20 protein-coding genes, 2 tRNA genes and 2 pseudogenes are annotated in these 23955 nt (G+C 71.7%); 15 read left to right on the top strand and 9 right to left on the bottom strand.

Annotated features, from left to right (window positions below; translation table 11 throughout):
• Nucleotides 1–16 precede the first annotated feature (16 nt).
• Complete coding sequence (locus AC4OXY_RS25480) at nucleotides 17–1672, top strand: long-chain fatty acid--CoA ligase (RefSeq protein ID WP_356029877.1); 1656 nt, start codon at nucleotides 17–19, stop codon at nucleotides 1670–1672.
• Between the two features lie 75 nt (nucleotides 1673–1747).
• On the opposite strand, the gene AC4OXY_RS25475 is transcribed toward AC4OXY_RS25480, so the two are convergent.
• Together AC4OXY_RS25475 and AC4OXY_RS25470 are read right to left on the bottom strand one after the other, a co-directional pair.
• Complete coding sequence (locus AC4OXY_RS25475) at nucleotides 1748–5944, bottom strand: PAS domain-containing hybrid sensor histidine kinase/response regulator (protein WP_491991122.1); 4197 nt, start codon at nucleotides 5942–5944, stop codon at nucleotides 1748–1750.
• Nucleotides 5945–6319: 375 nt separating this feature from the next.
• The gene (locus tag AC4OXY_RS25470; protein ID WP_356029879.1) at nucleotides 6320–6832 is read right to left on the bottom strand and encodes an SSI family serine proteinase inhibitor; all 513 of its coding nucleotides are present in this window, start codon (nucleotides 6830–6832) and stop codon (nucleotides 6320–6322) included.
• A gap of 165 nt (nucleotides 6833–6997) precedes the next feature.
• On the opposite strand from AC4OXY_RS25470, the gene AC4OXY_RS25465 reads away from it, so the two are divergent.
• A tRNA-Ser gene (locus tag AC4OXY_RS25465) sits at nucleotides 6998–7088 on the top strand.
• Nucleotides 7089–7290: 202 nt separating this feature from the next.
• Nucleotides 7291–7363: transfer RNA gene (locus tag AC4OXY_RS25460), tRNA-Arg, on the top strand.
• 224 nt (nucleotides 7364–7587) lie between these two features.
• Here the strand turns inward: AC4OXY_RS25460 and AC4OXY_RS25455 are convergent.
• Nucleotides 7588–7770, bottom strand: a complete 183-nt coding sequence (locus tag AC4OXY_RS25455; protein WP_356029880.1) for a hypothetical protein — start codon at nucleotides 7768–7770, stop codon at nucleotides 7588–7590.
• Between the two features lie 147 nt (nucleotides 7771–7917).
• Here AC4OXY_RS25455 and AC4OXY_RS25450 point away from each other — a divergent pair.
• The 3 genes and pseudogenes from AC4OXY_RS25450 to AC4OXY_RS25440 all read left to right on the top strand — a co-directional run.
• Nucleotides 7918–8187 (top strand): annotated as a pseudogene (locus tag AC4OXY_RS25450) (XRE family transcriptional regulator); the annotation flags it as partial.
• Nucleotides 8188–8189: 2 nt separating this feature from the next.
• The gene (locus AC4OXY_RS25445) at nucleotides 8190–8660 is read left to right on the top strand and encodes an NUDIX domain-containing protein (protein WP_376287852.1); all 471 of its coding nucleotides are present in this window, start codon (nucleotides 8190–8192) and stop codon (nucleotides 8658–8660) included.
• A 184-nt stretch (nucleotides 8661–8844) separates the two neighbouring features.
• Nucleotides 8845–9357, top strand: coding sequence for a hypothetical protein (locus AC4OXY_RS25440; RefSeq protein WP_491991121.1), 513 nt, complete (start codon nucleotides 8845–8847; stop codon nucleotides 9355–9357).
• 873 nt (nucleotides 9358–10230) lie between these two features.
• Here the strand turns inward: AC4OXY_RS25440 and AC4OXY_RS25435 are convergent.
• The 4 genes from AC4OXY_RS25435 to AC4OXY_RS25420 form a co-directional block, all read right to left on the bottom strand.
• A complete protein-coding gene (locus AC4OXY_RS25435) occupies nucleotides 10231–10452 on the bottom strand; it encodes a hypothetical protein (protein ID WP_376287850.1) in 222 nt (73 codons plus the stop codon).
• Nucleotides 10453–10596: 144 nt separating this feature from the next.
• Complete coding sequence (locus tag AC4OXY_RS25430; RefSeq protein ID WP_356029884.1) at nucleotides 10597–10863, bottom strand: hypothetical protein; 267 nt, start codon at nucleotides 10861–10863, stop codon at nucleotides 10597–10599.
• Between the two features lie 165 nt (nucleotides 10864–11028).
• A complete protein-coding gene (locus AC4OXY_RS25425) occupies nucleotides 11029–12063 on the bottom strand; it encodes a sphingomyelin phosphodiesterase (RefSeq protein WP_376287848.1) in 1035 nt (344 codons plus the stop codon).
• Between the two features lie 274 nt (nucleotides 12064–12337).
• Complete coding sequence (locus tag AC4OXY_RS25420; RefSeq protein ID WP_376287846.1) at nucleotides 12338–12829, bottom strand: MarR family winged helix-turn-helix transcriptional regulator; 492 nt, start codon at nucleotides 12827–12829, stop codon at nucleotides 12338–12340.
• Between the two features lie 85 nt (nucleotides 12830–12914).
• Here AC4OXY_RS25420 and AC4OXY_RS25415 point away from each other — a divergent pair, with 85 nt between their 5' ends.
• The 9 genes from AC4OXY_RS25415 (at nucleotide 12915) to AC4OXY_RS25375 (ending at nucleotide 23055) form a co-directional block, all read left to right on the top strand.
• Nucleotides 12915–13271, top strand: coding sequence for an HGxxPAAW family protein (locus tag AC4OXY_RS25415; protein ID WP_376287844.1), 357 nt, complete (start codon nucleotides 12915–12917; stop codon nucleotides 13269–13271).
• Between the two features lie 58 nt (nucleotides 13272–13329).
• Entirely contained in the window at nucleotides 13330–14202 is an 873-nt protein-coding gene (locus AC4OXY_RS25410) for a DUF2797 domain-containing protein (RefSeq protein WP_376287842.1), read from the top strand.
• An 86-nt stretch (nucleotides 14203–14288) separates the two neighbouring features.
• Nucleotides 14289–14657: an antibiotic biosynthesis monooxygenase family protein gene (locus AC4OXY_RS25405; protein WP_356029889.1), complete on the top strand. Its 369-nt coding sequence runs from the start codon at nucleotides 14289–14291 to the stop codon at nucleotides 14655–14657.
• 107 nt (nucleotides 14658–14764) lie between these two features.
• A complete protein-coding gene (locus tag AC4OXY_RS25400; RefSeq protein ID WP_491991120.1) occupies nucleotides 14765–15505 on the top strand; it encodes a response regulator transcription factor in 741 nt (246 codons plus the stop codon).
• Complete coding sequence (locus AC4OXY_RS25395; protein WP_491991119.1) at nucleotides 15502–17160, top strand: sensor histidine kinase; 1659 nt, start codon at nucleotides 15502–15504, stop codon at nucleotides 17158–17160. The genes AC4OXY_RS25400 and AC4OXY_RS25395 overlap by 4 nt, the downstream gene beginning before the upstream one ends.
• Nucleotides 17161–17174: 14 nt before the next feature.
• Nucleotides 17175–18602 (top strand): bifunctional glycosyltransferase family 2/GtrA family protein, encoded by a 1428-nt coding sequence (locus AC4OXY_RS25390; protein WP_356029892.1) that lies wholly within the window; start codon nucleotides 17175–17177, stop codon nucleotides 18600–18602.
• A complete protein-coding gene (locus AC4OXY_RS25385; RefSeq protein ID WP_491991118.1) occupies nucleotides 18599–20776 on the top strand; it encodes a mannosyltransferase YkcB-related protein in 2178 nt (725 codons plus the stop codon). The genes AC4OXY_RS25390 and AC4OXY_RS25385 overlap by 4 nt, the downstream gene beginning before the upstream one ends.
• Before the next feature lie 49 nt (nucleotides 20777–20825).
• Nucleotides 20826–22238 (top strand): MFS transporter, encoded by a 1413-nt coding sequence (locus AC4OXY_RS25380; protein WP_491991117.1) that lies wholly within the window; start codon nucleotides 20826–20828, stop codon nucleotides 22236–22238.
• Between the two features lie 55 nt (nucleotides 22239–22293).
• Nucleotides 22294–23055, top strand: a complete 762-nt coding sequence (locus AC4OXY_RS25375) for a TetR/AcrR family transcriptional regulator (protein WP_356029895.1) — start codon at nucleotides 22294–22296, stop codon at nucleotides 23053–23055.
• 6 nt (nucleotides 23056–23061) lie between these two features.
• Here the strand turns inward: AC4OXY_RS25375 and AC4OXY_RS25370 are convergent.
• Both AC4OXY_RS25370 and AC4OXY_RS25365 read right to left on the bottom strand, forming a co-directional pair.
• Nucleotides 23062–23169 (bottom strand): annotated as a pseudogene (locus AC4OXY_RS25370) (PPOX class F420-dependent oxidoreductase); the annotation flags it as partial.
• Between the two features lie 284 nt (nucleotides 23170–23453).
• Nucleotides 23454–23924, bottom strand: a complete 471-nt coding sequence (locus AC4OXY_RS25365; RefSeq protein ID WP_376287832.1) for a PPOX class F420-dependent oxidoreductase — start codon at nucleotides 23922–23924, stop codon at nucleotides 23454–23456.
• Between the last annotated feature and the right edge of the window lie 31 nt (nucleotides 23925–23955).

Here is a 23955-nt window from a genome sequence, read left to right as displayed (position 1 = left end):
CCCCGGGAGGACCGCCGTGCTGAGCACCATGCAGGACGTACCGCTGACCGTGACTCGGATCCTCGAACACGGGATGAAGATCCACGGACAGTCCCGGATCACCACCTGGACCGGCGAGGGCGAGCCGCAGCGCCGCACCTTCGCCGAGGCGGGCGCCCGCGCCGTACAGCTGGCGAACGCCCTGCGGGACGAACTGGGCGTCCGGGACGACGACCGGGTCGCGACCCTGATGTGGAACAACGCCGAGCACGTCGAGGCGTACTTCGCGGTCCCGTCCATGGGCGCGGTGCTGCACACCCTCAATCTGCGGCTGCCCGCCGAGCAGTTGGTGTGGATCGTCAACCACGCGGCCGACAAGGTCGTCATCGTCAACGGCTCACTGATCCCGCTGCTCGCGCCGCTGCTGTCCGAGCTGCCGACCGTCGAGCACATCGTGGTCTGCGGCCCGGGCGACCGTTCCCCGCTCACCGGTGCCGGCGCGCGGGTGCACGAGTACGAGGAACTGATCGCGGACCGGCCGACCACGTTCGACTGGCCCGAGCTGGACGAGCGCCGGGCCGCCGCCATGTGCTACACCTCCGGCACGACCGGCGACCCCAAGGGCGTGGTCTACAGCCACCGTTCGATCTACCTGCACTCCATGCAGGTCAACATGACGCAGTCGATGGGCCTGACCGACCAGGACACCTCCCTGGTGGTGGTCCCCCAGTTCCACGTCAACGCCTGGGGCCTGCCGCACGCCACCTTCATGACCGGCGTCAACATGCTGATGCCGGACCGCTTCCTGCAGCCGGCGCCGCTCGCCGAGATGATCGCGCGCGAGAAGCCGACCCACGCGGCCGCCGTGCCCACCATCTGGCAGGGCCTGCTCGCCGAGCTGACCGCCAAGCCCCGCGACGTCTCCTCCCTCACCCAGGTCACCATCGGCGGCGCGGCCTGTCCGCCCTCCCTGATGACGGCCTTCGACCGGCTCGGCATGCGGGTCTGCCACGCCTGGGGCATGACGGAGACCTCCCCGCTCGGCACGGTGGCCCGCCCGCCGGCCCATGCGGTCGGCACCGACGAGGAGTTCGCCTACCGCCTCACCCAGGGCCGCTTCCCGGCCGGCGTCGAGGCCCGGCTCAGCGGCCCCGGCGGCGAGCGCCTGCCCTGGGACGGGGAGTCGGCGGGCGAGCTGGAGGTGCGCGGCAACTGGATCGCCGGCGCCTACTACAACGGCCCGGACGCCGAACCGCTGCGCCCCGCCGACAAGTTCAGCGAGGACGGCTGGCTGAAGACCGGCGACGTCGGCACCATCTCCCCCGACGGCTTCCTCACCCTCACCGACCGCGCCAAGGACGTCATCAAGTCCGGCGGCGAGTGGATCTCCTCCGTGGAGCTGGAGAACGCGCTGATGTCCCACCCGGACGTCGCCGAGGCCGCCGTGGTCGCCGTACCCGACGAGAAGTGGGGCGAGCGCCCGCTGGCCACGGTCGTCCTCAGGGAGGGCGCGCACGCCGACTTCACGACCCTGCGCACGTTCCTCGCCGAGGAGGGCCACATCGCCAGGTGGCAGCTCCCCGAGCGCTGGACGATCGTCGAGTCGGTGCCGAAGACGAGCGTGGGCAAGTTCGACAAGAAGGTGCTGCGCCGGCAGTACGCGGACGGCGCCCTGGACGTCACCCGCCTCTGACCCCGCAGGGCGGGTGCGCCGGCCGGTCGGGAACGAGCGGTTCCTGACCGGCCGGTGACGTGTGGGGGCGTTACGTCAGTTGGTGCCGATCCGCGCCAGCAGGTCCACGATCCGGCTCTGCACCTCGGCGCTCGTGGACCGCTCCGCGAGGAACAGGACCGTCTCGCCCGAGGCCAGCCGGGGCAGGTCGGCCTGGTCGACGGCGGCGGTGTAGACGACCAGCGGGGTGCGGTTGAGCCGGCTGTTCGCCCGCAGCCAGTCGATGATCCCGGCGAACCCGGCTCCGGGCTGCCGCCGCTGCACCTGCATCAGGTCCATCACCACGAGGTTCGGCCGGAACTGCCCCGCGAGCGTCACCGCGTCGTTGTCGTTCGCGGCGCGCGCCACCTGCATGCCGCGCCGCTCCAGCGTCGCGGTCAGCGCCAGCGCGATCTCCGCGTGCTCCTCGATGAGCAGGACGCGCGGCGGGTGCTGCTCGCTGTCGCGCGGCGCGAGCGCCTTCAGCAGCACGGCGGGATCGGCGCCGTACGCCGCCTCGCGCGTCGCCTGCCCGAGCCCGGCCGTGACCAGCACCGGCACCTCGGCGGCCACGGCGGCCTGGCGCAGCGACTGGAGGGCCGTGCGCGTGATGGGCCCGGTCAGCGGATCCACGAACAGCGCGGCGGGGAAGGCCGCGATCTGCGCGTCGACCTCCTCACGGGAGTGCACGATCACCGGGCGGTAGCCGCGGTCGCTCAGCGCCTGCTGGGTCGTCACGTCCGGTGCGGGCCACACCAGCAGTCGGCGCGGGTTGTCCAGCGGCTCCGGGGGCAGCTCGTCGTCCATCGGCTGCGGCCGCGGCGGGTCCGCGACCTCGACGGCCCCGCCGGGACCGTCGAGCGGCTCGGGCCCCTCGGCGGCGTCGGCGTCCGGGGCGCCTATGGCGTACGACCGTCCGGCGCCCTCGGTGCCCGGCGCGGGCCGGGACTGCCCGCCGAGCGACGGCTGCGCCACGGCGGGCTGCGCGGGCGCCCCCTCGGCCGCCTCCGGGCGGGTCGCCGGGTCGGGAGGCGTGCCCAGCTTGCGCCGGCGGCCGGAACCGCCGGGCGAGTGCGGCGGCGGGGTCTGCGTCTGTGTCGGCTGCTGCACCTGCGCCGCCTGTCGCGCGAACGGCACGCCCTGTCCGAGAGTACGGACGCTGATCGCGCGCCCCTGCGTGGAGTTCGGGTCGGCCGCGGCGTCGTCGGCGGGCAACGGCTGGGCCGGCCGTGCCGCGGCGGCCACGGGAGTGCCCGCGCCCGACGTGTCGTCGGCACCGGGCCACTGCTGCGGGACCGCGGTCGCGGGCGCCGGGGCCCGTCCGGCACCGGCGGCGACGGCCGCCGCGGCGGCCTCGGCGGGCAGTGGCTGCGCGGCCGGGGTACCGCCGGGCGGGGTCGACGTCTGCGCCGGGGCCGGGGCCTGTGCCTGGGCCGTCTGGGCGGGCAGCGGCTGTCCGGGTACGGCGGGCGCGGCGGTGGCGGCGCCGCCCTGAGCCGGTGCTGCGGGCTGGGCACCGGGCGCCGTCTGCCCCGGAGCGACCGGCTGGGCCGGCACCGGCACGGGACCGGCCTGCGCGGGGAGGGGGACACCCTGACCGGCCGTACCCTGCGCCGGAACGGCGGCGGGAACAGGCTGGGCCTGCGCGGTCTCCGGCGCGGGCGCACCCTGGGCCTGCGGGGCCACGGCACGGCGGCGCCGGCCGGTCGGCGCACTGGTGGGGTGCGGCTGCGGCGGGGTGTGGTCCTCGGACTGGTCGAGCGGTACGGCGTCGTGCCGGCCGGTGTCACCGGGCGCCGCCTCGACGGGCGCCGGGAGCTGCGGCGGTACCTGTGCCTGCGGTTGCGGCCGGGCCTCGGGGCTCACCGGCTCGGCGGAGCGCGGTGCGCGGTCGGCCTCGGCCGGCGGCAGGGCGAAGACCGGACGCGGCCCGGCCGCCTCCTGCGCGGCGGCGCGCTCGGCCGCGGCGGCCAGCGCCCGTCGGCGCCGCCCGGTCGGCTGCGCGCCCTCGCCCGGGGCGTCCTGCGCACCCGGAGCGTCGCCCGCGGTGTTCTGCCCGGCCGGGAGGGCGGCCGGCAGCGCGGCCTGGGCCGGTGCCCCGGCGTCGGGGCGGACCGGCACGCCCTGCGGCGGCACGGCGGCGCCGAGTCCCGTACCGGCGGCGGCCGCTCCCGCGGCATGCTCGGCCGCGGTCACCACGGCGCCCTCGCTGACGCCCGCACCGTCACCGGCGTCACCGGCGCCGTTCTCGGCGGGCCGGCCGCGGCGCCGTCCGGAGCCGCTGGACGATGCCGATGCCGTCCGCTCGCCCTCGGCCGGGACCACGGCGACGGCGGCCTCCTCGGCGGGCGCGGCGGCACGCCGGCGCCGCCGCCCGGTCGGCGCGGGCGCCTCCGCCTCACCGGTCTCGCCCCCGCCGGGCCCGTCACCGCTCTCCAGGAAGGCGTCCGTGGAGGCCCGCCGGGCCCGCCGCCGTCCGCCACCGCCGAACGTGTTCCCGCCGGCCGTGTGCCCGTCCGCCGTGTGCCCGTCGGCCGCGCCGCTCTCGTCCGCGCCGGCCTCGGCCACGGCCGGCAGGGCGGCCACGGACCCGGCGCCCCCGCCGATCGGGACTTCCAGCACGTACGCGCTGCCGCTCATCCCCGGCACCTCGTGCGTCTGGAGCACCCCGCCGTGGGCCCGCACGATCCCGCGCACGATCGGCTCGTGCACCGGGTCTCCCCCGGAGTACGGCCCGCGCACCTCGATGCGGACGACCTCGCCGCGCTGGGCGGCGGCGACCACGACCGTGTTGTCCAGGTAACCGCCCGTGGAGGCGGGCGCGTTGCCGGTGGCGTCGACGCCGGCCACGTCCGCCACGAGGTGAGCGAGCGCGGTCGCGAGCCGCTGCGGGTCGACCTCGGCCTCGATGGGCGGCGCGTGCACGGCGAACTGCACCCGGCCGGGACCGATCAGCTCCACCGCGCCGTCGACACCGGCGGCGACGACGGCGTCCAGCATCACCTTGGTACGGGTGATGCTCTCGCTGCCCGTGTCCAGCCGCTGGTAGCCGAGGACGTTGTCGATGAGGGTGGTGATGCGCGCGTACCCGGCGGACAGGTGATGCAGCACCTGGTTGGCCTCGGGCCACAGCTGTCCGGCGTCGTCCGCGGCCAGCGCGGACAGCTCGCGCCGCAGCTCGTCCAGCGGCCCGCGCAGCGACTGCCCGAGCAGGGTCAGCAGTTGGTCGTGCCGGCCGGCGAGCGCCTCGTACCGGTCCTTCTCCCGCTCGCCGAGCGCCGCGTACCGCTCCTCGGCCGCCGCCGTCTCCTCCGCGTGCGCCTCGCGCAGCTCCTCGACCTCGGTGACGTGCTTCTGGCGCAGCGCGGTCAGATCGGAGGCGTGCTCCTCGGAGAGCCGCTCGATCTCCTCCGCGTGCGTCTTCTCCTGGGCGGCCTTCTCCTCGGCCAGCGCCTCGTACGGCCGCCGGTCGGTGAAGGTCATCACGGCGCCGACCAGCTGGTCCCCGTCGCGCACGGGAGCCGTGGTGAGATCGACGGAGACTTTTTGCTCACCCTTGGACCACATCACCTGCCCGCGCACCCGGTGCTTGCGCCCGGAGCGCAGGGTGTCGGCGAGCGGCGACTCCTCGTACGGGAAGGGCGTGCCGTCGCCGCGCGAGTGCAGCACGAGGCCGTGCAGCTCCTTGCCGCCCAGCTCACCGGCCCGGTAGCCCAGTATCTGCGCGGCGGCCGGGTTCACGAGCACGATCCGCCCGTCGGTGTCGGTGCCGACGACACCCTCCGAGGCCGCGCGCAGAATCATCTCGGTCTGCCGCTGCGAGCGCGCCAGCTCCGCCTCGGTGTCCACGGTCCCCGACAGGTCCCGTACGACGATCATCAGCAGCTCGTCGCCGGTGTAGCCGTAACCGTCGTACGCCTGCTGCCCGTTCTCCAGGTTCGCGCTCGTGACCTCGACGGGGAACGACGAGCCGTCGGTCCGCCGGGCGATCATCCGGGTCGGCTTGGTCCGGCCGTGCGGGTCCATGTGATCGGGCCGCCGCATCGAGCCCGGGATCAGCCGCGAGTCGAACTCGGGCAGCAGATCGAGCAGCCCACGCCCCACGAGAGCCGTACCCGGCGCCTCGAATGCCTCAAGCGCGATGGTGTTGGCGTTGACGACGGTTCCGTTGGCGTTGACCAGGACCAACGCGTCCGGCAGAGCGTCGAGTATGGCTGCGAGGCGAGCAGCGCCTCGGGATGGCCTGCTGCTCACGAGACGCCTTCCTCCCTGTTACCGCACCTTGCCGACCGCTCGGGCCATCTTGCCAACCGGCCCGCGACGTGTCACGCGAGGGAGTCTATGCGCACGTGTTGCGCTCGCGGCGCCGGATGAGAGGGAGGTCCCACGAGGAAGTGACACCGAACCTGTGCACGACCACCGGCCACGGCGCCGGTTCCGGCCCCCGTTCCGCCCCGTGCTCCGCAAGACCTTCGCGGGACCTTTACGGCCTGGGTGATGCGGGAGTGATCCGGCCGGCAGGCACCGGAGAGACTTCCGGGAACCGCCCGCGCGCCGGGCGCGCCGGGCGCACGGGCGGACCGGGTGGATCGGGCGCGCCGCGCGGACCGGGTGGACCGGCCGGGGGCCCTAGGCCGATCCCGGAGCGGGCAGCAGCGGCACCATCCGGTCCCACCGCCCGATCTCGCACCCGTTGCTGCGGTCGTACACGGCGTCGACGGGGCGGCCGGCCCAGGTGCCGGTGACATGGGCGGTGGCCGGACCGCCGTAGATCATGGTGCAGACGGAGTCGGGGGGCACCGGGGCGAAGAGGTCCCGCCCCCATTGCGTGGTCCCGTCCAGTGCCCGGCAGGCCCCGGCCGGGTCCGGGTGGGTTCCGCCGTCCGGATGACAGAACAGCTCGTACGCCCCGTCCTTCCCGGACCCGGCGTGCTGCACGGCGACGGTCAGGTGATCGCCGGCCCGGTCCTCGGGCCGCACGGGCGGCGGCCCGGCGGGCGCGGCGACGGCGGGTGCGGCGGCGAGGGAGACCAGGGCCGAGACGGCGGCGAGGGAGGACACGGCGAGGACGGTGTGCTCGCCGTCGCGGCGCCCGTGCCGGAGGGGGACGCGTACGGACCCCCGCTGAGAGAGAAAGACCATGCCCTGCCCAACGGCTCCGCCGTCAGGACGTTGCGCCCCGCCGGGTGGAAGCCCTTTGCCCTGCGGCCCCCGTGCCTAGTACCGTGGAGCTCGATTGGTGACGGGCCGCGAGGCTGTGTCATCATCTGCACGCACCACTCACGCGCTCGCGTGAGCGGTTGTGCTGGAGGCGTCGCCTAGTCCGGTCTATGGCGCCGCACTGCTAATGCGGTTTGGGCCTTAAAGCCCATCGAGGGTTCAAATCCCTCCGCCTCCGCACCGATCCCGAAGCCCCGGTCCCCAGGACCGGGGCTTCGGCGTTCCCGGATCATCGCCGCCCACTGCCCCTGTTTGGTGTTTCCGCAGGTCAGATGGGGTTTGGGGAACGGATTTCACATGGCGGCGGCAGTCATGTAATGTTCTTCCTGTCGCCGGGACGGGCCGAAAGGGCCGAAACGAAGACAAGAACAAAAGAACAAGCACTCGTAGCTTAACGGATAGAGCATCTGACTACGGATCAGAAGGTTGCAGGTTCGAATCCTGCCGAGTGCACAACAGATCAGAGGCCCTGTGGAGTGATCCACAGGGCCTCTGGCTTTTGCTTTGACGGCAGTGTTTGACGGCAACCGCTGCCGGGGCCGATGCGAGGCAACGGCGGCCAGCTCATGCTGGGTGGAAAACGCCGAGTCTCCCTCACCCAACAACGGTGAGGGAGGCTCGCAAGCTCAGCAGCTACGTCCGAGGGCGCGCTGACTGCAGCAGTGGTGTCCTGGAAGTCAGTCGCCGAGGTCGTCCTGGATGTCATCGAGAGACTGCTGGCTCTGCTGCTGCCTCTGCTGCTGCTGTTCACGGACCTTGTCCTGCGTCTGCTGGCCGCGCTGCTGAGCCTGCTGCTTGGCCTGCTGTGCCTTCTGCCTGGCCTGCTGCGCCTTCTGCTGCATCTCGTCCTTCATGCCCATGGGGTCACTCCTTGAGTGGGCGGGGGGATTGCGCCCAGGCTCGCAGTCGGACTCGGACGCTGCATTTCGGACCGGCACGCTGTGTAATACGGTGCTGGTCGCTCCCCTGCTGTTGTGAGCTGACCGGGTGATCCGTCTACAAGATCACTCGAGTCCCGCTGCCGACTCGCCCTCATGCACTATCGCCCCCTGGCCGAGGTACCCGGCATCGAGGTGCGGACCCATGCCACCACGCTCTACAACTCGATCTACCGTGCGGATGACCAGGCGCTGGTCAATGCCCATGTCTGGGGCGTGAACGCCCACGGTGCTCCCGTGTGGCATCTTCGGCGCAACGGAGAGGGCGGCATGTTCGACACCTACGCCAGCAGCTTCGACGCGGTGTGGGAGACCGCGACGCCAGTGGGAGAGGGCTGACCATGGCACGGACCGAGTACTACGACGACCCAGCGGCACCTGAGCCGAACAGCCTGGTGGTCGCCGCGTCCGCCGTGGTCACCGACGATGAAGGGCGCGTACTCCTTCAGCGCCGACGGGACAACGACCTTTGGGCGCTCCCTGGTGGCGGCATGGAGATGACCGACTCACTCCCGGGAACGGCCGTTCGCGAGGTGAAGGAGGAAACGGGCCTGGACGTGGAGATCACCGGGCTCGTGGGCATGTACACCGATCCTCGCCACATCATCGCCTACTCGGACGGTGAGGTGCGCAGACAGTTCAACGTCTGCTTCACCGCCCGTGTGGTCGGGGGCCAGCTCGCGATCTCGGATGAGTCCACGGAGCTGCGGTTCGTCCAGCCGGAGGAGATCGATCAACTGCCGATGCACCACACGCAGCGGCTCCGGATCCGTCACTTCCTGGAGCACCGGGAGCGGCCCTACCTCGGCTGATCGAACCTGCGACAACCGCTTTAGGAGTTCGATCCGGAGTCCGTGGGCTCGGTGATGCCGGCCGTCTTCCCAGCTGCATGGAGACGCCTGCGTGCGCCCCTGCCTGGTGTCGTTGATGTCAGGCATGGATGTCAGCGGGCCGTTCTGGGGCCAGCGAAAGCGGCCAGCCGCTAGGGTCGCCCGCATGGGTGCCACGACTGCCGCCATGGTCACTGCCGTCGTTGGAGTACTCGGCACGCTCCTGGCGCCTGTGATCACGACTTGGACGACGAAGCGCCAGCGGGCGGAAGAGAGGCAGGCTGAGGAGGGAAGACGGATCTTTGAGGAACGGCGCGCTGCGTACAGCGCTATGAACCGTGCGTCCCGTCACTTCCACACCATGCTGAAAGACGCCCTCCATCGCATGCGAGACGGTGTCTACACCGACGACGACCGTGCCCAGGTCGAGGAGGCGCGACGGGACTACCGGGATCGCTACGCCGAGGCTCAGATGATCGTCCCTGAAGCGGTACTCAGGGTTTCTCGCGAGTTGAACGTCGTCCTGGCCGCGATCGACGCTACTGCCAAGCGCATTGATCGGGGTCTGGCTCGGGAAGGGGAGAGCGCGGATCAGGCACTCATCGACCTGAAGGCGGCAGAACCCGCACTGACTGCCATGCGCCGGATCATGCGTGAGGACCTGGGCGTGCCTGACTGACCCTGTCTTGCCTACGGGACCGCTTCGTCCCGAAGCAACTGGGACGGGGTGCTGACTTGGGCTGCTGCGCGTTTCACCTGCGCTGATGGTCCACAGACGTTCGCGCTCGTCCGCCGATGTTCGTCAGCGTTGTCACGCAGTCAGACCGCCGCGGCTCCGGCTCACTTCTTGCGGCGCTTGCTCGCCCTCTTCTTCAACTCGGCTTGGCCGCGCTTCGTCCAGTCACCTTGGTGGAGGTAGCAACGCGATGTGCCCTTGACTGTCTTGTTCTGGCAGCGACCGCCGACCGCCGTTGGCCAACCGCACTTCCCTTGCTTCCACTCGCCCACCGCCCACCCCCGGCAGTCCAGCTCGCCTGTCGACAACCAGCGTGCGTGACCGTGCAGACGTATGGGAGGGCGCATGGCAGGCGGCACCCGGGGTCCCACGCGCACGCGGTCAGTACATCCAGGGCTGTTCACCTGCGTTCATGGGTGGCCTGGCTACGGGAAGGACCCGGCATACGGTCTCGTCCGAACGACGGTGAACGGGGCTGAACGAGACGGAAACTGTGACGGCCGCACTTCTCACCGCGGCACACGAGATGGCCCCTGCCGGTTGCCGGAGCCACCATCATTGGTGGAGCTAAGCCGCCTTGGGTCGTGCCGCCCGCATGCCCGGGGCGGGCTCCTGTGCGTCCTCAAGGGGCAAGGTCTCGTCTTCCCCGAAATCAGGGGCCTGGAAGGGGTTGGTCGCCGGAGGCGGCGATGCTGCAGTGGAGCAGCGGGGTTGCCCTTCCAGGGCGGAGAACAGCGATGTCAGATCGATGAGAGGACTCTCTTTCGTTACAGGCCCCTGAAGGGTCCTGGTGTGCCGTGACCGGGCACAGCGGTCCTACAGCTTGGTCATCTTGGCGTACGGGCTCAGAATCCGCTGTTGCGCCGAGCCGAAATCCACGAGCGCCGCGACCCCGTCCTCGATGCCGATCACTCGGCCGAGGCCGTACATGTCGTGCGTGACCTGGTCGCCCAAGGCGAAGTGCTTGGGAGCCGGTGTCGCCGGGGCCTTGAAGGGGCTGGTAGGCAGATGACGCTTCGGCGTAGCAGGCTTTGTCATGGCTCAGTATGCGCCCACATCCGTCCCGTTCGCTGTGGCCGTCGGCACAGATCCGGACGGGAACAACCGCTTCATGCCGCTGACCTGCGGTTTCGAGACCCGGTGAGGCGAGACTGGACGAGGCACCCGCCCAGGCCGCCGTCGTCATGTCGGGGAGATGAAGCCCTGGTCGGTGAGCCATCGGTCCAGGGAGTTGCGTTCGACCTCCCGCAGGGCCCGCGCGGTGTCGGACCTTCCGGGTCTGAAGGCGGCAAGGGTGCGGTTGGCGGCCCACATGCGGATCTGGGCGACGGTGAGCGGGTCGAGTTGTCCGCTCTCGCGCCAACGCGGGCCGGCCGCCTCGTACACGGGCAGACCCCGGTCGAAGAACTCGTCGATCAGGCCATGTGCCTGGAAGTCGCGGTCGTCCATGACGACCTCCCTTGCCGATCTCTTCAGGCTGGTCGGTCCCGGGCCGGGGCGATAGGGCCGAACGGCACTGCCACAGGGCCGAACGGTCACCGGCGCCGACGGCCCCGGAGGGAATCCGGGGCCGTCGGCGCCGGACGGAACGGTTCGGCGGACTAGTTCGGCGGACTAGTTCAGCTGGAAGGCCGCCTCGACCGGGTAGTGGTCGCTGGGGGCGTTGGTGTCGGTCTGGCCGCTGGTCCAGCCGGACTGGGGGTCGAAGTCGACCTTGACCGCGGACATCGCGGCCGGAACCGGGCGGCCGTCGGCGTTCAGGTAGCCGATGTAGTCGAGGTCGTCGCGGTAGTCCTTCGGGAAGGACTCGACGCCGGACATGTACTGGCACCAGGCGGAGACCGGGCAGTCCATGGTCCGCAGGGTCTGGGAGGAGTCGGTGGCGGGGGTGCCGAGGACGCCGTTCACCGCGCTCTGGGCGTGGGCGTAGTCGCCGCGCGACTGGCCGCCGTAGTACTCCACGTTCATGTCGCCGCCGATCAGCACCGGGCCGCTGGTGCCGGCGATGCCGTCCGCCCAGGAGCGGATTTCCCCCAGCTGGGCGAGGCGCGTGGCCTGGGTGGTGTCGGTGGAGGTGTCGGACTCGTCGGCCTGGAGGTGGGTGCCGACGACCCAGCTCTTCACCCCGCCCTTGTCGATCTGCGCCAGCGCCGCGCCCTTGTTGGCGTGGTAGTCCCAGGTGCCGTAGGTCGAGTTGCTGAAGACGTGGGCGTACTGGGCGGTGATCGGGTACTTGGAGAGGATCATCGTGCCGCCGTTGATGACGAACAGCGAGTTGGAGCAGTCGCCGCTGATGCCGTTCCAGCCGCCGCCGGAACACGTCTGGCCGACGACCGGGGTGTGGTACGGGTACAGGTCGGCGAGCTTGCTGGTGATGTCGGCGGTCGAGGTGTTGTTGAAGTCCTCGTCCAGCACGACCACGTCCGCGCTGTGCTTGCGGATGACCGACTCGATGACCGGGGTGCGCTGGGCCGCCTTCTCGTTCTGGGTCGTGTCGACGACCGGGGTGCCGAGGTCGACGTTCCAGGCGAACACCGACAGCTCGGTGCCGGTGGCCGCGCTCGCGGCGGGGGCCGTGTAGCCGCCGGCGCCGAGCAGCAGGGCCGCCGCCGCGGAGGTGAGGGCGGTAGCGGTACGACGCGAGACCATGCGCTCTCCAGAAGGAAGGGGGAGGAGGCCCCGGCCGGCCGGTGCGTGGCCGACGATCGGGGCGCGTCCATGACAGCGCGACAGACTCTAGATACTCGCCGGTACGGCGGAAAGAACATCGACGCGAACATCGATGGATCGATCCGTGGAGAAAAGGTGTCTGGACAAGTTGGGGTGCTGGCGGGCTGATCCACCGGTCGTCACGGGGTCGGTTGCTCGAACGGTGTGCGCACCGCGTGCGCAGCGCGTGTGGTGCCGCCGGCCACCCGCCCGCTCAGCACTCCTCGTCGGGGTCGTTCCGGTTCAGCTTCTCCAGGTACGCGTGCGCGAGGTCCGTGGCTCGGGAGAACCAGTCGGTGATGACCGCCAGTTCCTCGGGGGAGTAGGCGGAGAACAGGTCCGTCAGCCGCTTGTAGTGACCCCGGTACACCGCCTCGACGCGCGTGACGGCGTCCGGTACGGCGGCCACGCGGACCCGGCGCCGGTCGCTGGGGTCGGGGCGGCGCGTGACGTAGCCGGCCCGTTCGAGGCGGTTGAGGATGCCGGTCACCGCGCCGGTGGTGACGTGGGCCCGGGCGGCCAGGTCGCCGGCGGTCAGCAGTGCGTCGCCGGCCTCCAGGACGAAGGCGAAGCAGGTCAGGTCGGTGACGTTCAGGCCCAGTCGCCGGGCCAGCTCCTGCTGTCCGATCACATGGGCGGCGATGAGGTGGTCCATCGCCGACAGTGCCATGGCCGGGGTGGCGGACGGTCGCGGCGTGCCGTGCATCTTTCGTGATCCCTTAGTTCGTGAGATATTCGGCGGCGTAACTTCTTAGTTCGTGAGAGAGTTCGGCTCGTCTCTGGAGGCGGCTATGAGTCTGTACGACGAGGGTCACACGATCGCCGGCTGGACCGGCTTCGGCGTCGCGACCGTGGGCGGCACCGTGGTGGGGCTCGGGGTGTGCGCGGCCTCGCTGCCGGTGGTCGGGGGCGGGCTGGTCGTGGTGGCGGTGAGCGTCGCCGTGACGTGGGTGCTGCATCTGTCCGGCTGGGGGAAGCCGCCGGGGGTGCGGCCGCGGGACCAGTGGGGGATGCGGGTCCGCGACACGCGGGCACGGGAGGGGCATCCGGGGTGTGTGAGCTGCCGGTTGGCGGGGCGCGGCCGGAGCGTCGCCGCGGTGGCCGCGCGCTCGGCGGCCGAACCGGTCGCCCCGGCGCTCGCCGAGTGAACACCCTCGTCCGCCGCTCCCGGCCCGCTGTCAGACCCTCCCTCTACTCTCGGAAGGGATGGCACGCGAATGGAAATGCTCGGGACTGCGCTGGTCGGCGGACGGGCCGGTGCTGGTCTGGGACGGCGGGCGGCGCAGCGCGCCGGCGTGGGGGAAGCGGATCGCCTTCGCCGTGCCCGGGGGCGGGGTGCGGACCTGCGTCGGGGCGCGGGGGAACAGCTGCCCGGTGCGGGCCGGCGTGCCGGGCAGGAGTACGGGGGCCCGGTGCGAGGAGTGCGCCCGGCTGGACCGGGCGCACTCCGTGGCCGCCGACACGATCGCCGACGACCCCCGGCCGTACCGGGTGTATCTGGCGTGGTTCGGGCCCGGGCTGGTCAAGGTCGGGATCACCGCGGTCGAGCGGGGGGACGCCCGGCTGCTGGAGCAGGGTGCCGTCTGCTTCAGCTGGCTCGGCACCGGCCCGCTGATGGCCGCCCGGCGCACCGAGGAGCTGTTGCGAGCCGCGCTGCGGGTGCCGGACCGGATTCCGTACGCCGAGAAGCGGGCGGTGCGGGCGGCGCTGCCCCGGGCCGCGGCGGAGCGCGCCGCCGAGGTGCGGGAGCTGCATGCGCGGGCCGTGGCGCTCCCGGCGTGGCCGGAGTCCCTGCGAGCCGCCGAGTGCCATGTCACCGATCATCTCGGCGTGTTCGGGCTCGACCGGGCCCCGGGCGCGTTCGGCGAGGTCCTGGAGCTGGTGCCGGGCGGCGCCGTGAGCGGTGAGCTGGTCGCGGCCGCCGGGCCCGATCTGCATCTGGCGGTCGGCGGGCGCGGGGTCGTCGTGCTCGACACACGGCTGATGGCGGGGTGGGGGCTGGTGCCGGGCGAGTCCGGGGAGGGCCGACTCGGCTTTCCGGTGCGGGAGTTCAGACAGGAGCCGGACCTGTTGTTCTGACCGGACGTAAAGAATCGGATCCCGGACGGATCCCCTTCGGCAAGGTCCATGGACGCGCGGCAGGGCGTTGGCCGACGGTGGTCGTCATGAGCGAGCAACCGGACACCACTGTCGTTCCCACTCCCGCCCACGAACCCCCTTACTACGCCGTCGTGTTCACCTCGGTACGCCGCGTCGACGACGAACCCGGTGCGTACGAGCGGACCGCCGCCCGGCTCTCGGGTCTCGTCCGGGAGATCCCCGGCTTCCTCGGGGAGGACTTCGCCCATGGCCCCGGTCCGGACGGACTCGCCATATCGGTGGCCTACTTCCGGGACCTGGACGGGATCGAGCGGTGGCGGGAGCATCCCGAGCACCTCGACGCCAAGCGGCGCGGACGGGAGCGGTGGTACGAGCGGTACGTGATCCACATCGCCCGCGTCGAGCACAGCCACGCCTTCAGCCGGCCGGCGTGAGGCCGGGGCGCTTCCCAGGCGCCGCCTGAGAGCCGCCTGTGCGTTTCTCAGGGAAATCACAGAGTGTGGAAAGCGTCTTCTCAGAGGGCCCGGACAAGGTGTGCACCATGACCACGACCTCGCCCCAGGGGCGCACCGAACTGCTGAGGCCGGACGGGAGCCCCGTCCGCGTGCTTGTGGTGGACGACGAGCTGTCGATCACCGAACTGCTGAGCATGGCCCTTCGCTACGAGGGCTGGCAGATCAGGAGCGCGGGCGACGGACAGGGCGCGATACAGACCGCCCGGGAGTTCCGGCCCGACGCCGTCGTCCTGGACATGATGCTGCCCGACATGGACGGGCTCGCCGTCCTCGGCCGGCTGCGCCGCGAACTGCCCGACGTGCCCGTCCTGTTCCTGACCGCCAAGGACGCCGTCGAGGACCGGGTCGCCGGGCTCACCGCGGGCGGGGACGACTACGTCACCAAGCCGTTCAGTCTGGAAGAGGTCGTGGCGCGGCTGCGGGGGCTCATCCGCCGGTCCGGTGCCGCCGACCGGCGCTCGGACTCCGTGCTCGTCGTCGGGGACCTGACCCTGGACGAGGACAGCCACGAGGTGTCGCGGGCCGGTGCGAACATCCACCTCACCGCCACCGAGTTCGAGCTGCTGCGCTTCCTCATGCGCAACCCGCGGCGCGTGCTCAGCAAGGCGCAGATCCTGGACCGCGTGTGGTCGTACGACTTCGGCGGTCAGGCCAACGTGGTCGAGCTGTACATCTCGTATCTGCGGCGGAAGATCGACGCCGGACGCGAGCCGATGATCCACACGCGGCGTGGGGCCGGTTACCTGATCAAGCCCGCCGTGTCATGAGCGGACGACGACGGCCGGGTTCCCGCAAGCAACAGAAACGACCGAAGCGACGGCCCGGACAGCCGCGCACCCTGCGGACCCGGCTCGTCGTCGCGTCGGTGGTATTGATCGCCGTGGTGTGCGCGGTGATCGGCACGGTGACGACGCTGGCGCTGCGCTCGCATCTGTACAGGCAGCTTGAGGGCAAGGTGGACGAGACCGCCGCGCGGGCGGTCGGCCATCTGCAGGCTCCGGCTGGTCTGAGGCCCGGTGCGCTCCCGGACCCGTCGGCGTCGGACGCTGTGACACCGAGCGACAAGGTCGACAACCTGCTCACCAAGGGCCCGACGCAGCCCCGTACCGTCGCGGCGTACGTGCAGAACGGCTCGATCAGCTCCGGCGCTGTCGCCCAGCAGCAGAACGACGACTACGGCCTCTTCAAGCGGATGCGCGCCGACGACCTCACCGCCGCGCAGAAGAACGCGCTGAACGCCGTGCCCAAGGACAACAAGGCGCACAGCGTGGAGATCCCCGGGCTCGGGGACTACCTCGTGAAGTACGTGACGAGCCGGGACAGCAGCGACGCGTACTACATCGCCCTGCCGACCAAGGACGTCGACGACAACATCGACACCCTGATCCTCGTCGAGATCAGCGTCACCGCCGCCGGTCTCGTCGCCGCCGGCATCGCCGGTTACGTGCTCGTCGGTGTCGCCACCCGCCCCCTGCGCAAGGTCGCGGGCACCGCCACCCACGTCTCCGAACTCCCGCTGCACACCGGCGAGGTGAGGCTCAGCGAGCGGGTCCCGGAGTCCGAGTGCGATCCGCACACCGAGGTCGGCCAGGTCGGCGCCGCGCTCAACCGCATGCTCGACCATGTGCACGGCGCCCTGCACGCCCGGCAGCAGAGCGAGATGCGGGTACGGCAGTTCGTCGCCGACGCCAGCCACGAGCTGCGCACGCCGCTCGCGTCGATCCGCGGCTACGCCGAGCTGACCAGGCGCGGGCGCGAACAGGTCGGGCCCGACACGCGGCACGCCCTCGGCAGGATCGAGTCCGAGGCGGGCAGGATGACCCTCCTCGTCGAGGATCTCCTGCTGCTCGCCCGGCTCGACGCCGGACGGCCGCTCCAGTTCGAGCAGACCGATCTCATCCCGCTCGTCGTGGACACCGTCAGCGACTCCCGCGCGGCCGGCACGGACCACAACTGGCGGCTCGATCTGCCCGACGAGCCCGCGCTCGTGTCGGCGGACGCGGCCCGCGTCCAGCAGGTGCTGGTCAACCTGCTCGGCAACGCCCGTAAACACACGCCACCGGGGACGACCGTCACCGCGCGCGTGCAGCGGCGCGGGCCCTGGATGTGCGTCGATGTCGAGGACAACGGGCAGGGGATACCACCCGAGTTGCTGCCGCACGTCTTCGAGCGGTTCGCGCGCGGCGACTCCGCGCGCTCGCGCTCCACCGGGTCCACCGGGCTCGGGCTCGCCATCGTGCAGGCCGTCGCGACCGCGCACGGCGGTGCGGTGACCGTGGACAGCGTTCCCGGGCGGACCGTGTTCACCGTGCATCTGCCCGCCCTCACTCCCGTCGTTCCCCGACCGGCCCCCGAAACCGACCGGCAATCGCACTCACAGGCACAGCACAGTGCCACCACATGGGCGCAACAGGGGGTTTGAGTTGAGTCGGTCCCATGCGAACCGACTCTTCTCCCGGCACTCTGCCGGCGCGGGAGCACCTCCCGGCCACAGACGCCGGTACGCCTGTCCTGGACGTAGTGATCCCCGTCTACAACGAGGAGAAGGACCTCCAGCCGTGCGTCCGCAGACTGCACGACCACCTCAAGCGCACGTTTCCGTACGCGTTCCGGATCACCGTCGCGGACAACGCGTCGACGGACACCACCCCCCAGGTGGCGGCGCGGCTGGAGCAGGAGATCCCCGAGGTCACCCACTTCCGCCTGGAGCAGAAGGGCCGCGGCCGGGCCCTCGCGACCGTGTGGTCCACGTCCGACGCGCCGATCCTCGCCTACATGGACGTCGATCTGTCCACCGACCTCAACGCCCTGCTGCCGCTGGTGGCGCCGCTGATCTCGGGCCACTCCGACCTCGCGATCGGCTCCCGGCTCGCCCGCAGCTCGCGTGTCGTGCGCGGCCCCAAGCGGGAGTTCATCAGCCGCACCTACAACCTGATCCTGCGCGGCTCGCTCCAGGCCCGCTTCTCGGACGCGCAGTGCGGCTTCAAGGCCATCCGGCGCGATGTGGCCCAGGTGCTGCTGCCGCTGGTGGAGGACACCGGCTGGTTCTTCGACACCGAGATGCTGGTGCTCGCCGAGCGCGCGGGGCTCAGGATCCACGAGGTGCCGGTCGACTGGGTCGACGACCCGAACTCCACCGTGCACCTCGTGAAGACCGCGACCGACGACCTCAAGGGCGTCTGGCGGGTCGGCAAGGCCCTGGCCACCGGTTCGCTGTCGCTGGACCGGCTCACCCGGCCCTTCGGCGACGACCCGCGCGACCGTGACATCCAGGACGTGCCGAAGGGGCTGGCCCGCCAGCTCGTCGGCTTCTGCGTGGTCGGCGGCCTGTCGACCCTCTTCTACCTGGTGCTCTACAGCCTCTTCCGGCAGTTCTCCGGCTCCCAGGTCGCCAACGCGCTGGCCCTGCTGGTCTCGGCGGTCGCCAACACGGCCGCCAACCGCCGGCTCACCTTCGGGGTGCGCGGCCGGGGCGGCGCCGTCCGGCACCAGGCGCAGGGCCTGGTCGTCTTCGGCATCGGTCTCGTCCTGACCAGCGGCTCGCTGGCCGCCCTGAACGCGGCCGGCTCCAGCCCGGCGCACTCCACGGAGCTGGCGGTGCTCATCGCCGCCAACCTCGCCGCGACCGTGCTGCGCTTCCTGCTCTTCCGCGCCTGGGTCTTCCCGGACCGCGGCCACTCCGGCCCGGGTTCGGGCCCTGGCGCCGGCCCCGGCCCTGTTTCGACCGTGGTCGCCGGGCACACCCCGTACGCACCGTCGCCGCACCAGCGGTCGTACGAAGCCGGGGACGGCACCTGGCGGGACGCCACCCTGCGGTTGCAGCCGGCGCGCCCCCACGACACCGATCCGAGGGACCCCCGATGACCGTCGACCAGCACAGCGGCACGGCCGCGTGGGTGCCGTCCGCCGCGGCTCCCCCGCCGGCCCCGCGGGCCGGTGAGCCCCAGCGGCCCTTCTTCCCCAGGCTGTGGCGCGGCCGGCCCGAGGACCCGCGCTGGGCGCGCCCGGCCCTCCTCGCCCTGCTGACCGCCACCCTGCTCCTCTACCTGTACGACCTCAGCGCCTCCGGCTACGCCAACTCCTTCTACTCGGCGGCCGTGCAGGCGGGCAGCAGGTCCTGGAAGGCGTTCTTCTTCGGCTCGCTGGACGCGGGCAACGCCATCACCGTGGACAAGCCGTCGGCGTTCCTGTGGCCGATGGAGCTGTCGGTCCGGATCTTCGGCCTGAACTCCTGGGCGATCCTCACCCCCGAGGTGCTGATGGGCGTGGGCTCGGTCGCGGTGGTCTACGCGGGCGTACGGCGCCGGTTCAGTCCCGGGGCCGGTCTGATCGCGGGCGCCGTCCTCGCGCTCACACCGGTGGCCGCGCTGATGTTCCGGTTCGACAACCCGGACGCGATGCTGGCCCTGCTGATGGCTCTGTCCTGCTACTTCGTCGTACGGGCCGTGGAGGACGGCCGGACGAGGTGGCTGGTGTGGGCCGGGACCGCGATCGGCTTCGCCTTCCTCGCCAAGACGCTCCAGGCGTTCCTGATCCTGCCGCCGCTGGCGATCGTGTACGCGGTGTGCGCCCCGGTCCCGGTGAAGAAGCGGTTCGGCCAGCTGGCCGCCGCCACCCTCGCGCTCGTCGTCGCGGGCGGCTGGTGGGTCGCGGTCGTCGAACTGTGGCCGGCCTCCTCGCGCCCCTACATCGGCGGTTCGCAGAACAACAGCTTCCTGGAGCTGACCTTCGGCTACAACGGCCTCGGCCGGATCAACGGCGACGAGACCGGCAGCGTCGGCGGCATGGGCGGCGCGGGCGGCACCGGCCGGTGGGGGGCGACCGGCTGGGACCGGATGTTCAACTCCGAGATCGGCAGCCAGATCTCCTGGCTGCTCCCGGCCGCGCTGATCCTGCTGACCGCCGGCCTGGTGGCCACCCGCAAGCTGAAGCGGACCTCCGTCACCCGGGCCTCGTTCCTGGTCTGGGGCGGCTCGCTGCTGATCACCCTGGTGGTCTTCAGCTACATGGCGGGCATCTTCCACCAGTACTACACCGTGGCCCTCGCCCCCTGCCTCGCGGCCGTCATCGGCATGGGCGCCGGGCTGCTGTGGGAGAAGCGGCAGGAGCTGTGGGCGTCGATCACGCTGGCCGCCTCCGTGGTCGCGGCCGCGGTCTGGGGCTACGTCCTGCTCAACCGCACCGCCGACTACCTTCCCTGGCTGAAGCGGCTGGTGCTGATCGGCGGTCTGACCGCCGCGCTGGGCCTGGTCCTCGCGGGCCGGATCTCCCGGCAACTGGCCCTCGGCGCCGCGGCGGTGGGCCTCGTGGCCGCGCTCGCAGGTCCGACGGCGTACACCCTCAGCACGGTGGACTCCGCGCACACCGGCTCCATCCCGACGGCCGGTCCGGCGGGCGCGAGCATGATGGGCTTCGGCGGCGGTCCGGGCGGCGGCAAGGGCGGCATGCGCGGCGGCTTCGGCGGCGGCACGCCCGGCGGGCAGGGGCAGCAGGGCCGGGGTCAGCAGAACGGCAACGGCTTCCCGGGCGGTGGCACCGGCGGCTTCCCGGGCGGGGGCATGCCGGGCCGGAACGGCAACACCCAAGGCCGGCACAACGGCAACGGCTTCCCCGGCGCGGGCCGGACCGGCGAGGGCGGCATGGGCGGCGGCATGGGTGCCGGCGGCCTGCTGAACGGCGCGGACGTCTCCTCCGCCGCCAGGAAGCTGCTGGCACAGGACGCCTCGAAGTACACCTGGGTCGCCGCGTCCATCGGCTCCCAGAACGCGGCCGGCTACCAGCTGGCCACCGGTGACCCGGTGATGGCGATCGGCGGCTTCAACGGCACCGACCCGTCCCCGACACTGGCGCAGTTCGAGAAGTACGTGGCGGACGGCAGGATCCACTACTTCATCGCCGGCGGCGGCATGGGCGGAGGCATGGGCACCAGCAGCAACGGCTCCGCCTCGCAGATCAGCTCGTGGGTCCAGAGGAACTTCGAGAAGGTGACGGTCGGTTCGGCCACCTTCTACGACCTCGCGCGGAAGAAGAGCGGCTGACACACCGGTACCGATAACGCGTTGTACACCGTATAGTGACCGCTATACGGTGTACAACATGTCCACCCCCCAAGGTCATCAAGGCCCCCAGGGCCACCCCCAGCGGTGGCTGATCCTCGGCGTCATCTGCCTCGCGCAGCTCACCGTGCTGCTCGACAACACCGTCCTGAACGTGGCCATCCCCTCGCTGACCCGCGAGCTGCACGCGGCCACCTCGGACATCCAGTGGATGATCAACGCCTACTCTCTGGTGCAGTCCGGTCTGCTGCTCACCGCGGGCAGCGCCGCCGACCGCTACGGCCGCAAGAAGATGCTCATGGCCGGTCTCGCCCTGTTCGGCATCGGCTCGCTCACGGCCGGACTCTCCCACTCCACCGGGCAGTTGATCGCCGCGCGGGCCGGCATGGGCATAGGCGGCGCGCTGCTGGTGACCACCACGCTCGCGGTCGCGATGCAGATCTTCACGCCCGAGGAGCAGCCCCGGGCGATCGGCATCTGGAGCGCGGTCAACGCCCTCGGCTTCGCGACCGGCCCGCTGATCGGGGGCTTCCTGCTCGGCCACTTCTGGTGGGGCTCGATGTTCCTGGTCAACATCCCGGTCGCGGCGCTGGCCCTGGTCGCCGTCGTGGCCCTCGTGCCGGAGTCGAAGGACCCCCGCGGGGACCGTCCGGACCTGTTCGGCGCGCTGCTGTCCACCGTCGGCATGGCCGCGGTCGTCTTCGCGATCATCTCCGGCCCGCTCCACGGCTGGACCTCGCCGCGGGTGCTCGCCACCGCGGCCGTGGCGGTGCTGGTGCTCGGGGCCTTCGCCTTCTGGGAGAGCAGGGCCGAGGAGCCGATGCTCGACCTGCACTTCTTCCGCGACCGCCGGTTCACGGGTGCGGTCGCGGGGGCCGTGCTCCTCAGCTTCGGCATGACCGGTTCGCTGTTTCTGCTCACCCAGCACCTGCAGTTCGTGCTCGGCTACGAGCCGTTGGAGGCCGGGCTGCGCACCGCTCCGCTGGCGCTGACGGTCGTGCTGCTCAACTTCACCGGTGTCGCGGCGAAGTGGTCCACGAGGCTCGGCACGCCGGTGTCGATCGCGCTCGGCATGGTGCTGATGTCGGCGGGACTGGTGACCATCGCCGAGATCGACACGAACGGCTATGCCGGTACGCTGCTGGGCCTGCTGCTGATCGGCGCGGGCTGCGCGGTCGCCAACCCGGCGATGGCCCACGCCATCATGAGCGCGATCCCGCCGGAGAAGGCGGGCGTGGGGGCCGGGATCAACGGCACACTCGCCGAGTTCGGCAACGGTCTCGGCGTGGCCGTTCTGGGCGCGGTCCTCAGCTCCTCCGTCGCGTCGGGGGCGTCCTTGTCCGCCGGTCTGGGCGCCGGTCAGCTGGTGGGCGCGGTGGCCGTGCTCGTCGGGGGGTTCGTGGCGGCGGGGCTGCTGCGCAGGGCGGAGCGGGCGGCGGCGTAGGCCGCGCCCCTAAAGTTGGACCACTTGGCCGGAGTCCGCGGAGGGAGAGGCGCCGATGGTGGAGCAGGGTGCGCGGTCGGCGCGGGGCAGCGTCTGGTTCCAGGGGGAGAAGGCACAGCGCAGCGGACGCGGCGGCCAGCCCTCGGGGCTGGACCGCAAGAGGATCACCGACGCGTCCGTACGGCTGCTGGACGCCGAAGGGCTGGCGAAGTTCTCCATGCGCCGGCTGGCCGCCGAGCTGAACGTCACCGCGATGTCCCTGTACTGGTACGTCGACACCAAGGACGACCTGCTCGAACTCGCCCTGGACGCCGCCTTCGGGGAGCTGCCGCTGCCCGATCCGGACGCCGGGGGCGAGGACTGGCGCGAGCAGCTGCGCGCGCTGGCCGCCGAGTACCGGGCGCTGCTGGTACGGCACCCCTGGCTGTCGCCGCTCGCGGGGAGCTATCTCAACATCGGCCCGAACTCGCTGGCCTTCTCCCGCGTGGTCCAGCGGGTCGTGCGCCGGGCCGGGCTGCCCGCGCACGGGGTGATGGGGGCGATCTCGGCGGTCTTCCAGTTCGTCTACGGCTACGGCACGATCGAGAGCCATTTCAGCGCCCGGATCGCGGACTCCGGGCTGACCGCCGACGAGTACTACCAGCAGGCCATGGCCATGGTGGCCGAGACCCCGGAGACCGCCGGGGCCATCGAGGAGTCCAGGGACCTCGTGGCGGCCCGCGGCGGTGACACGGTCGCCGAGATGCTGGACCGCGACTTCACCTTCGCCCTGGACCTGCTGATCGCGGGCATCGAGGCGATGGTCAGCCGCGGCTGACCCCCTTCACCCCTCGCCGGCCAGCCGCGCCGGAAACCCTCCGGTCGCCACCGGGCCCCAGCGGTCGGGGGTGACGCGGATGAGGGACTTGCCCTGTCTCAGCATCGCCTCGCGGGCCCCTTTTGTCGGCGCCTCTCGCACTGCTTCGCAGGCTTCGAGGCGCTGTGCCGGACTCCGGCCGTCGGGTGGGGCCGAGCGGTGTCTATCGGTCGTCGGCCAGCCGCGCCGGAAACCCTCCGGTCGCCACCGGGCTCCAGCGGTCGGGGGTGACGCGGATGAGGGACTTGCCCTGTCTCAGCATCGCCTCGCGGGCCCCTTTTGTCGGCGCCTCTCGCACTGCTTCGCAGGCTTCGAGGCGCTGTGCCGGACTCCGGCCGTCGGGTGGGGCCGAGCGGTGTCTATCGGTCGTCGGCCAGCCGCGCCGGAAACCCTCCGGTCGCCACCGGGCCCCAGCGGTCGGGGGTGACGCGGATGAGGGACTTGCCCTGTCTCAGCATCGCCTCGCGGTATTCGTCCCAGTCGGGGTGTTCGCCGGCGATGTTGCGGTAGTACTCGACGAGCGGCTCCACGGAGTCGGGGGTGTCGAGGACCTCGGCGGTGCCGTCGATCTGGACCCAGGGGCCGTTCCACTCGTCGCTCAGGACGAGCAGGCTGACCCGGTGGTCGCGCTTGGCGTTGCGGGTCTTGGCGCGCTCGGGATAGGTGGAGACGACGATCCGGCCCGCGTCGTCGACCCCACAGGTCAGCGGGGAGGCCTGCGGCCCGCCGTCGGCGCGGCGCGTGATGAGCAGCGCGCGATGGCGGGGGCGTACGAAGTCCAGCAGCTCGGCGAGCGATACACGGGTGTTGGTCGCGATGTTCGGTGCCATGGCACGCCAGCCTAGGGGCAGCAACGGCGGT

The sequence above is a fragment of the Streptomyces sp. HUAS MG56 genome (genome assembly GCF_058673395.1).
This window is presented reverse-complemented; position numbering and strand designations above follow the sequence as displayed.

Coding starts and splice junctions, on each gene's coding strand:
- AC4OXY_RS25375 (WP_356029895.1), top strand. CDS start 22,294: ATGGTGGAGCAGGGTGCGCGGTCGGCGCGGGGCAGCGTCTGGTTCCAG.
- AC4OXY_RS25385 (WP_491991118.1), top strand. CDS start 18,599: ATGACCGTCGACCAGCACAGCGGCACGGCCGCGTGGGTGCCGTCCGCC.
- AC4OXY_RS25425 (WP_376287848.1), bottom strand. CDS start 12,063: ATGGTCTCGCGTCGTACCGCTACCGCCCTCACCTCCGCGGCGGCGGCC.
- AC4OXY_RS25445 (WP_376287852.1), top strand. CDS start 8,190: ATGGCACGGACCGAGTACTACGACGACCCAGCGGCACCTGAGCCGAAC.
- AC4OXY_RS25470 (WP_356029879.1), bottom strand. CDS start 6,832: ATGGTCTTTCTCTCTCAGCGGGGGTCCGTACGCGTCCCCCTCCGGCAC.
- AC4OXY_RS25420 (WP_376287846.1), bottom strand. CDS start 12,829: ATGCACGGCACGCCGCGACCGTCCGCCACCCCGGCCATGGCACTGTCG.
- AC4OXY_RS25455 (WP_356029880.1), bottom strand. CDS start 7,770: ATGGGCATGAAGGACGAGATGCAGCAGAAGGCGCAGCAGGCCAGGCAG.
- AC4OXY_RS25400 (WP_491991120.1), top strand. CDS start 14,765: ATGACCACGACCTCGCCCCAGGGGCGCACCGAACTGCTGAGGCCGGAC.
- AC4OXY_RS25435 (WP_376287850.1), bottom strand. CDS start 10,452: ATGACAAAGCCTGCTACGCCGAAGCGTCATCTGCCTACCAGCCCCTTC.
- AC4OXY_RS25440 (WP_491991121.1), top strand. CDS start 8,845: ATGGGTGCCACGACTGCCGCCATGGTCACTGCCGTCGTTGGAGTACTC.
- AC4OXY_RS25365 (WP_376287832.1), bottom strand. CDS start 23,924: ATGGCACCGAACATCGCGACCAACACCCGTGTATCGCTCGCCGAGCTG.
- AC4OXY_RS25415 (WP_376287844.1), top strand. CDS start 12,915: ATGAGTCTGTACGACGAGGGTCACACGATCGCCGGCTGGACCGGCTTC.
- AC4OXY_RS25405 (WP_356029889.1), top strand. CDS start 14,289: ATGAGCGAGCAACCGGACACCACTGTCGTTCCCACTCCCGCCCACGAA.
- AC4OXY_RS25395 (WP_491991119.1), top strand. CDS start 15,502: ATGAGCGGACGACGACGGCCGGGTTCCCGCAAGCAACAGAAACGACCG.
- AC4OXY_RS25390 (WP_356029892.1), top strand. CDS start 17,175: ATGCGAACCGACTCTTCTCCCGGCACTCTGCCGGCGCGGGAGCACCTC.
- AC4OXY_RS25410 (WP_376287842.1), top strand. CDS start 13,330: ATGGCACGCGAATGGAAATGCTCGGGACTGCGCTGGTCGGCGGACGGG.
- AC4OXY_RS25430 (WP_356029884.1), bottom strand. CDS start 10,863: ATGGACGACCGCGACTTCCAGGCACATGGCCTGATCGACGAGTTCTTC.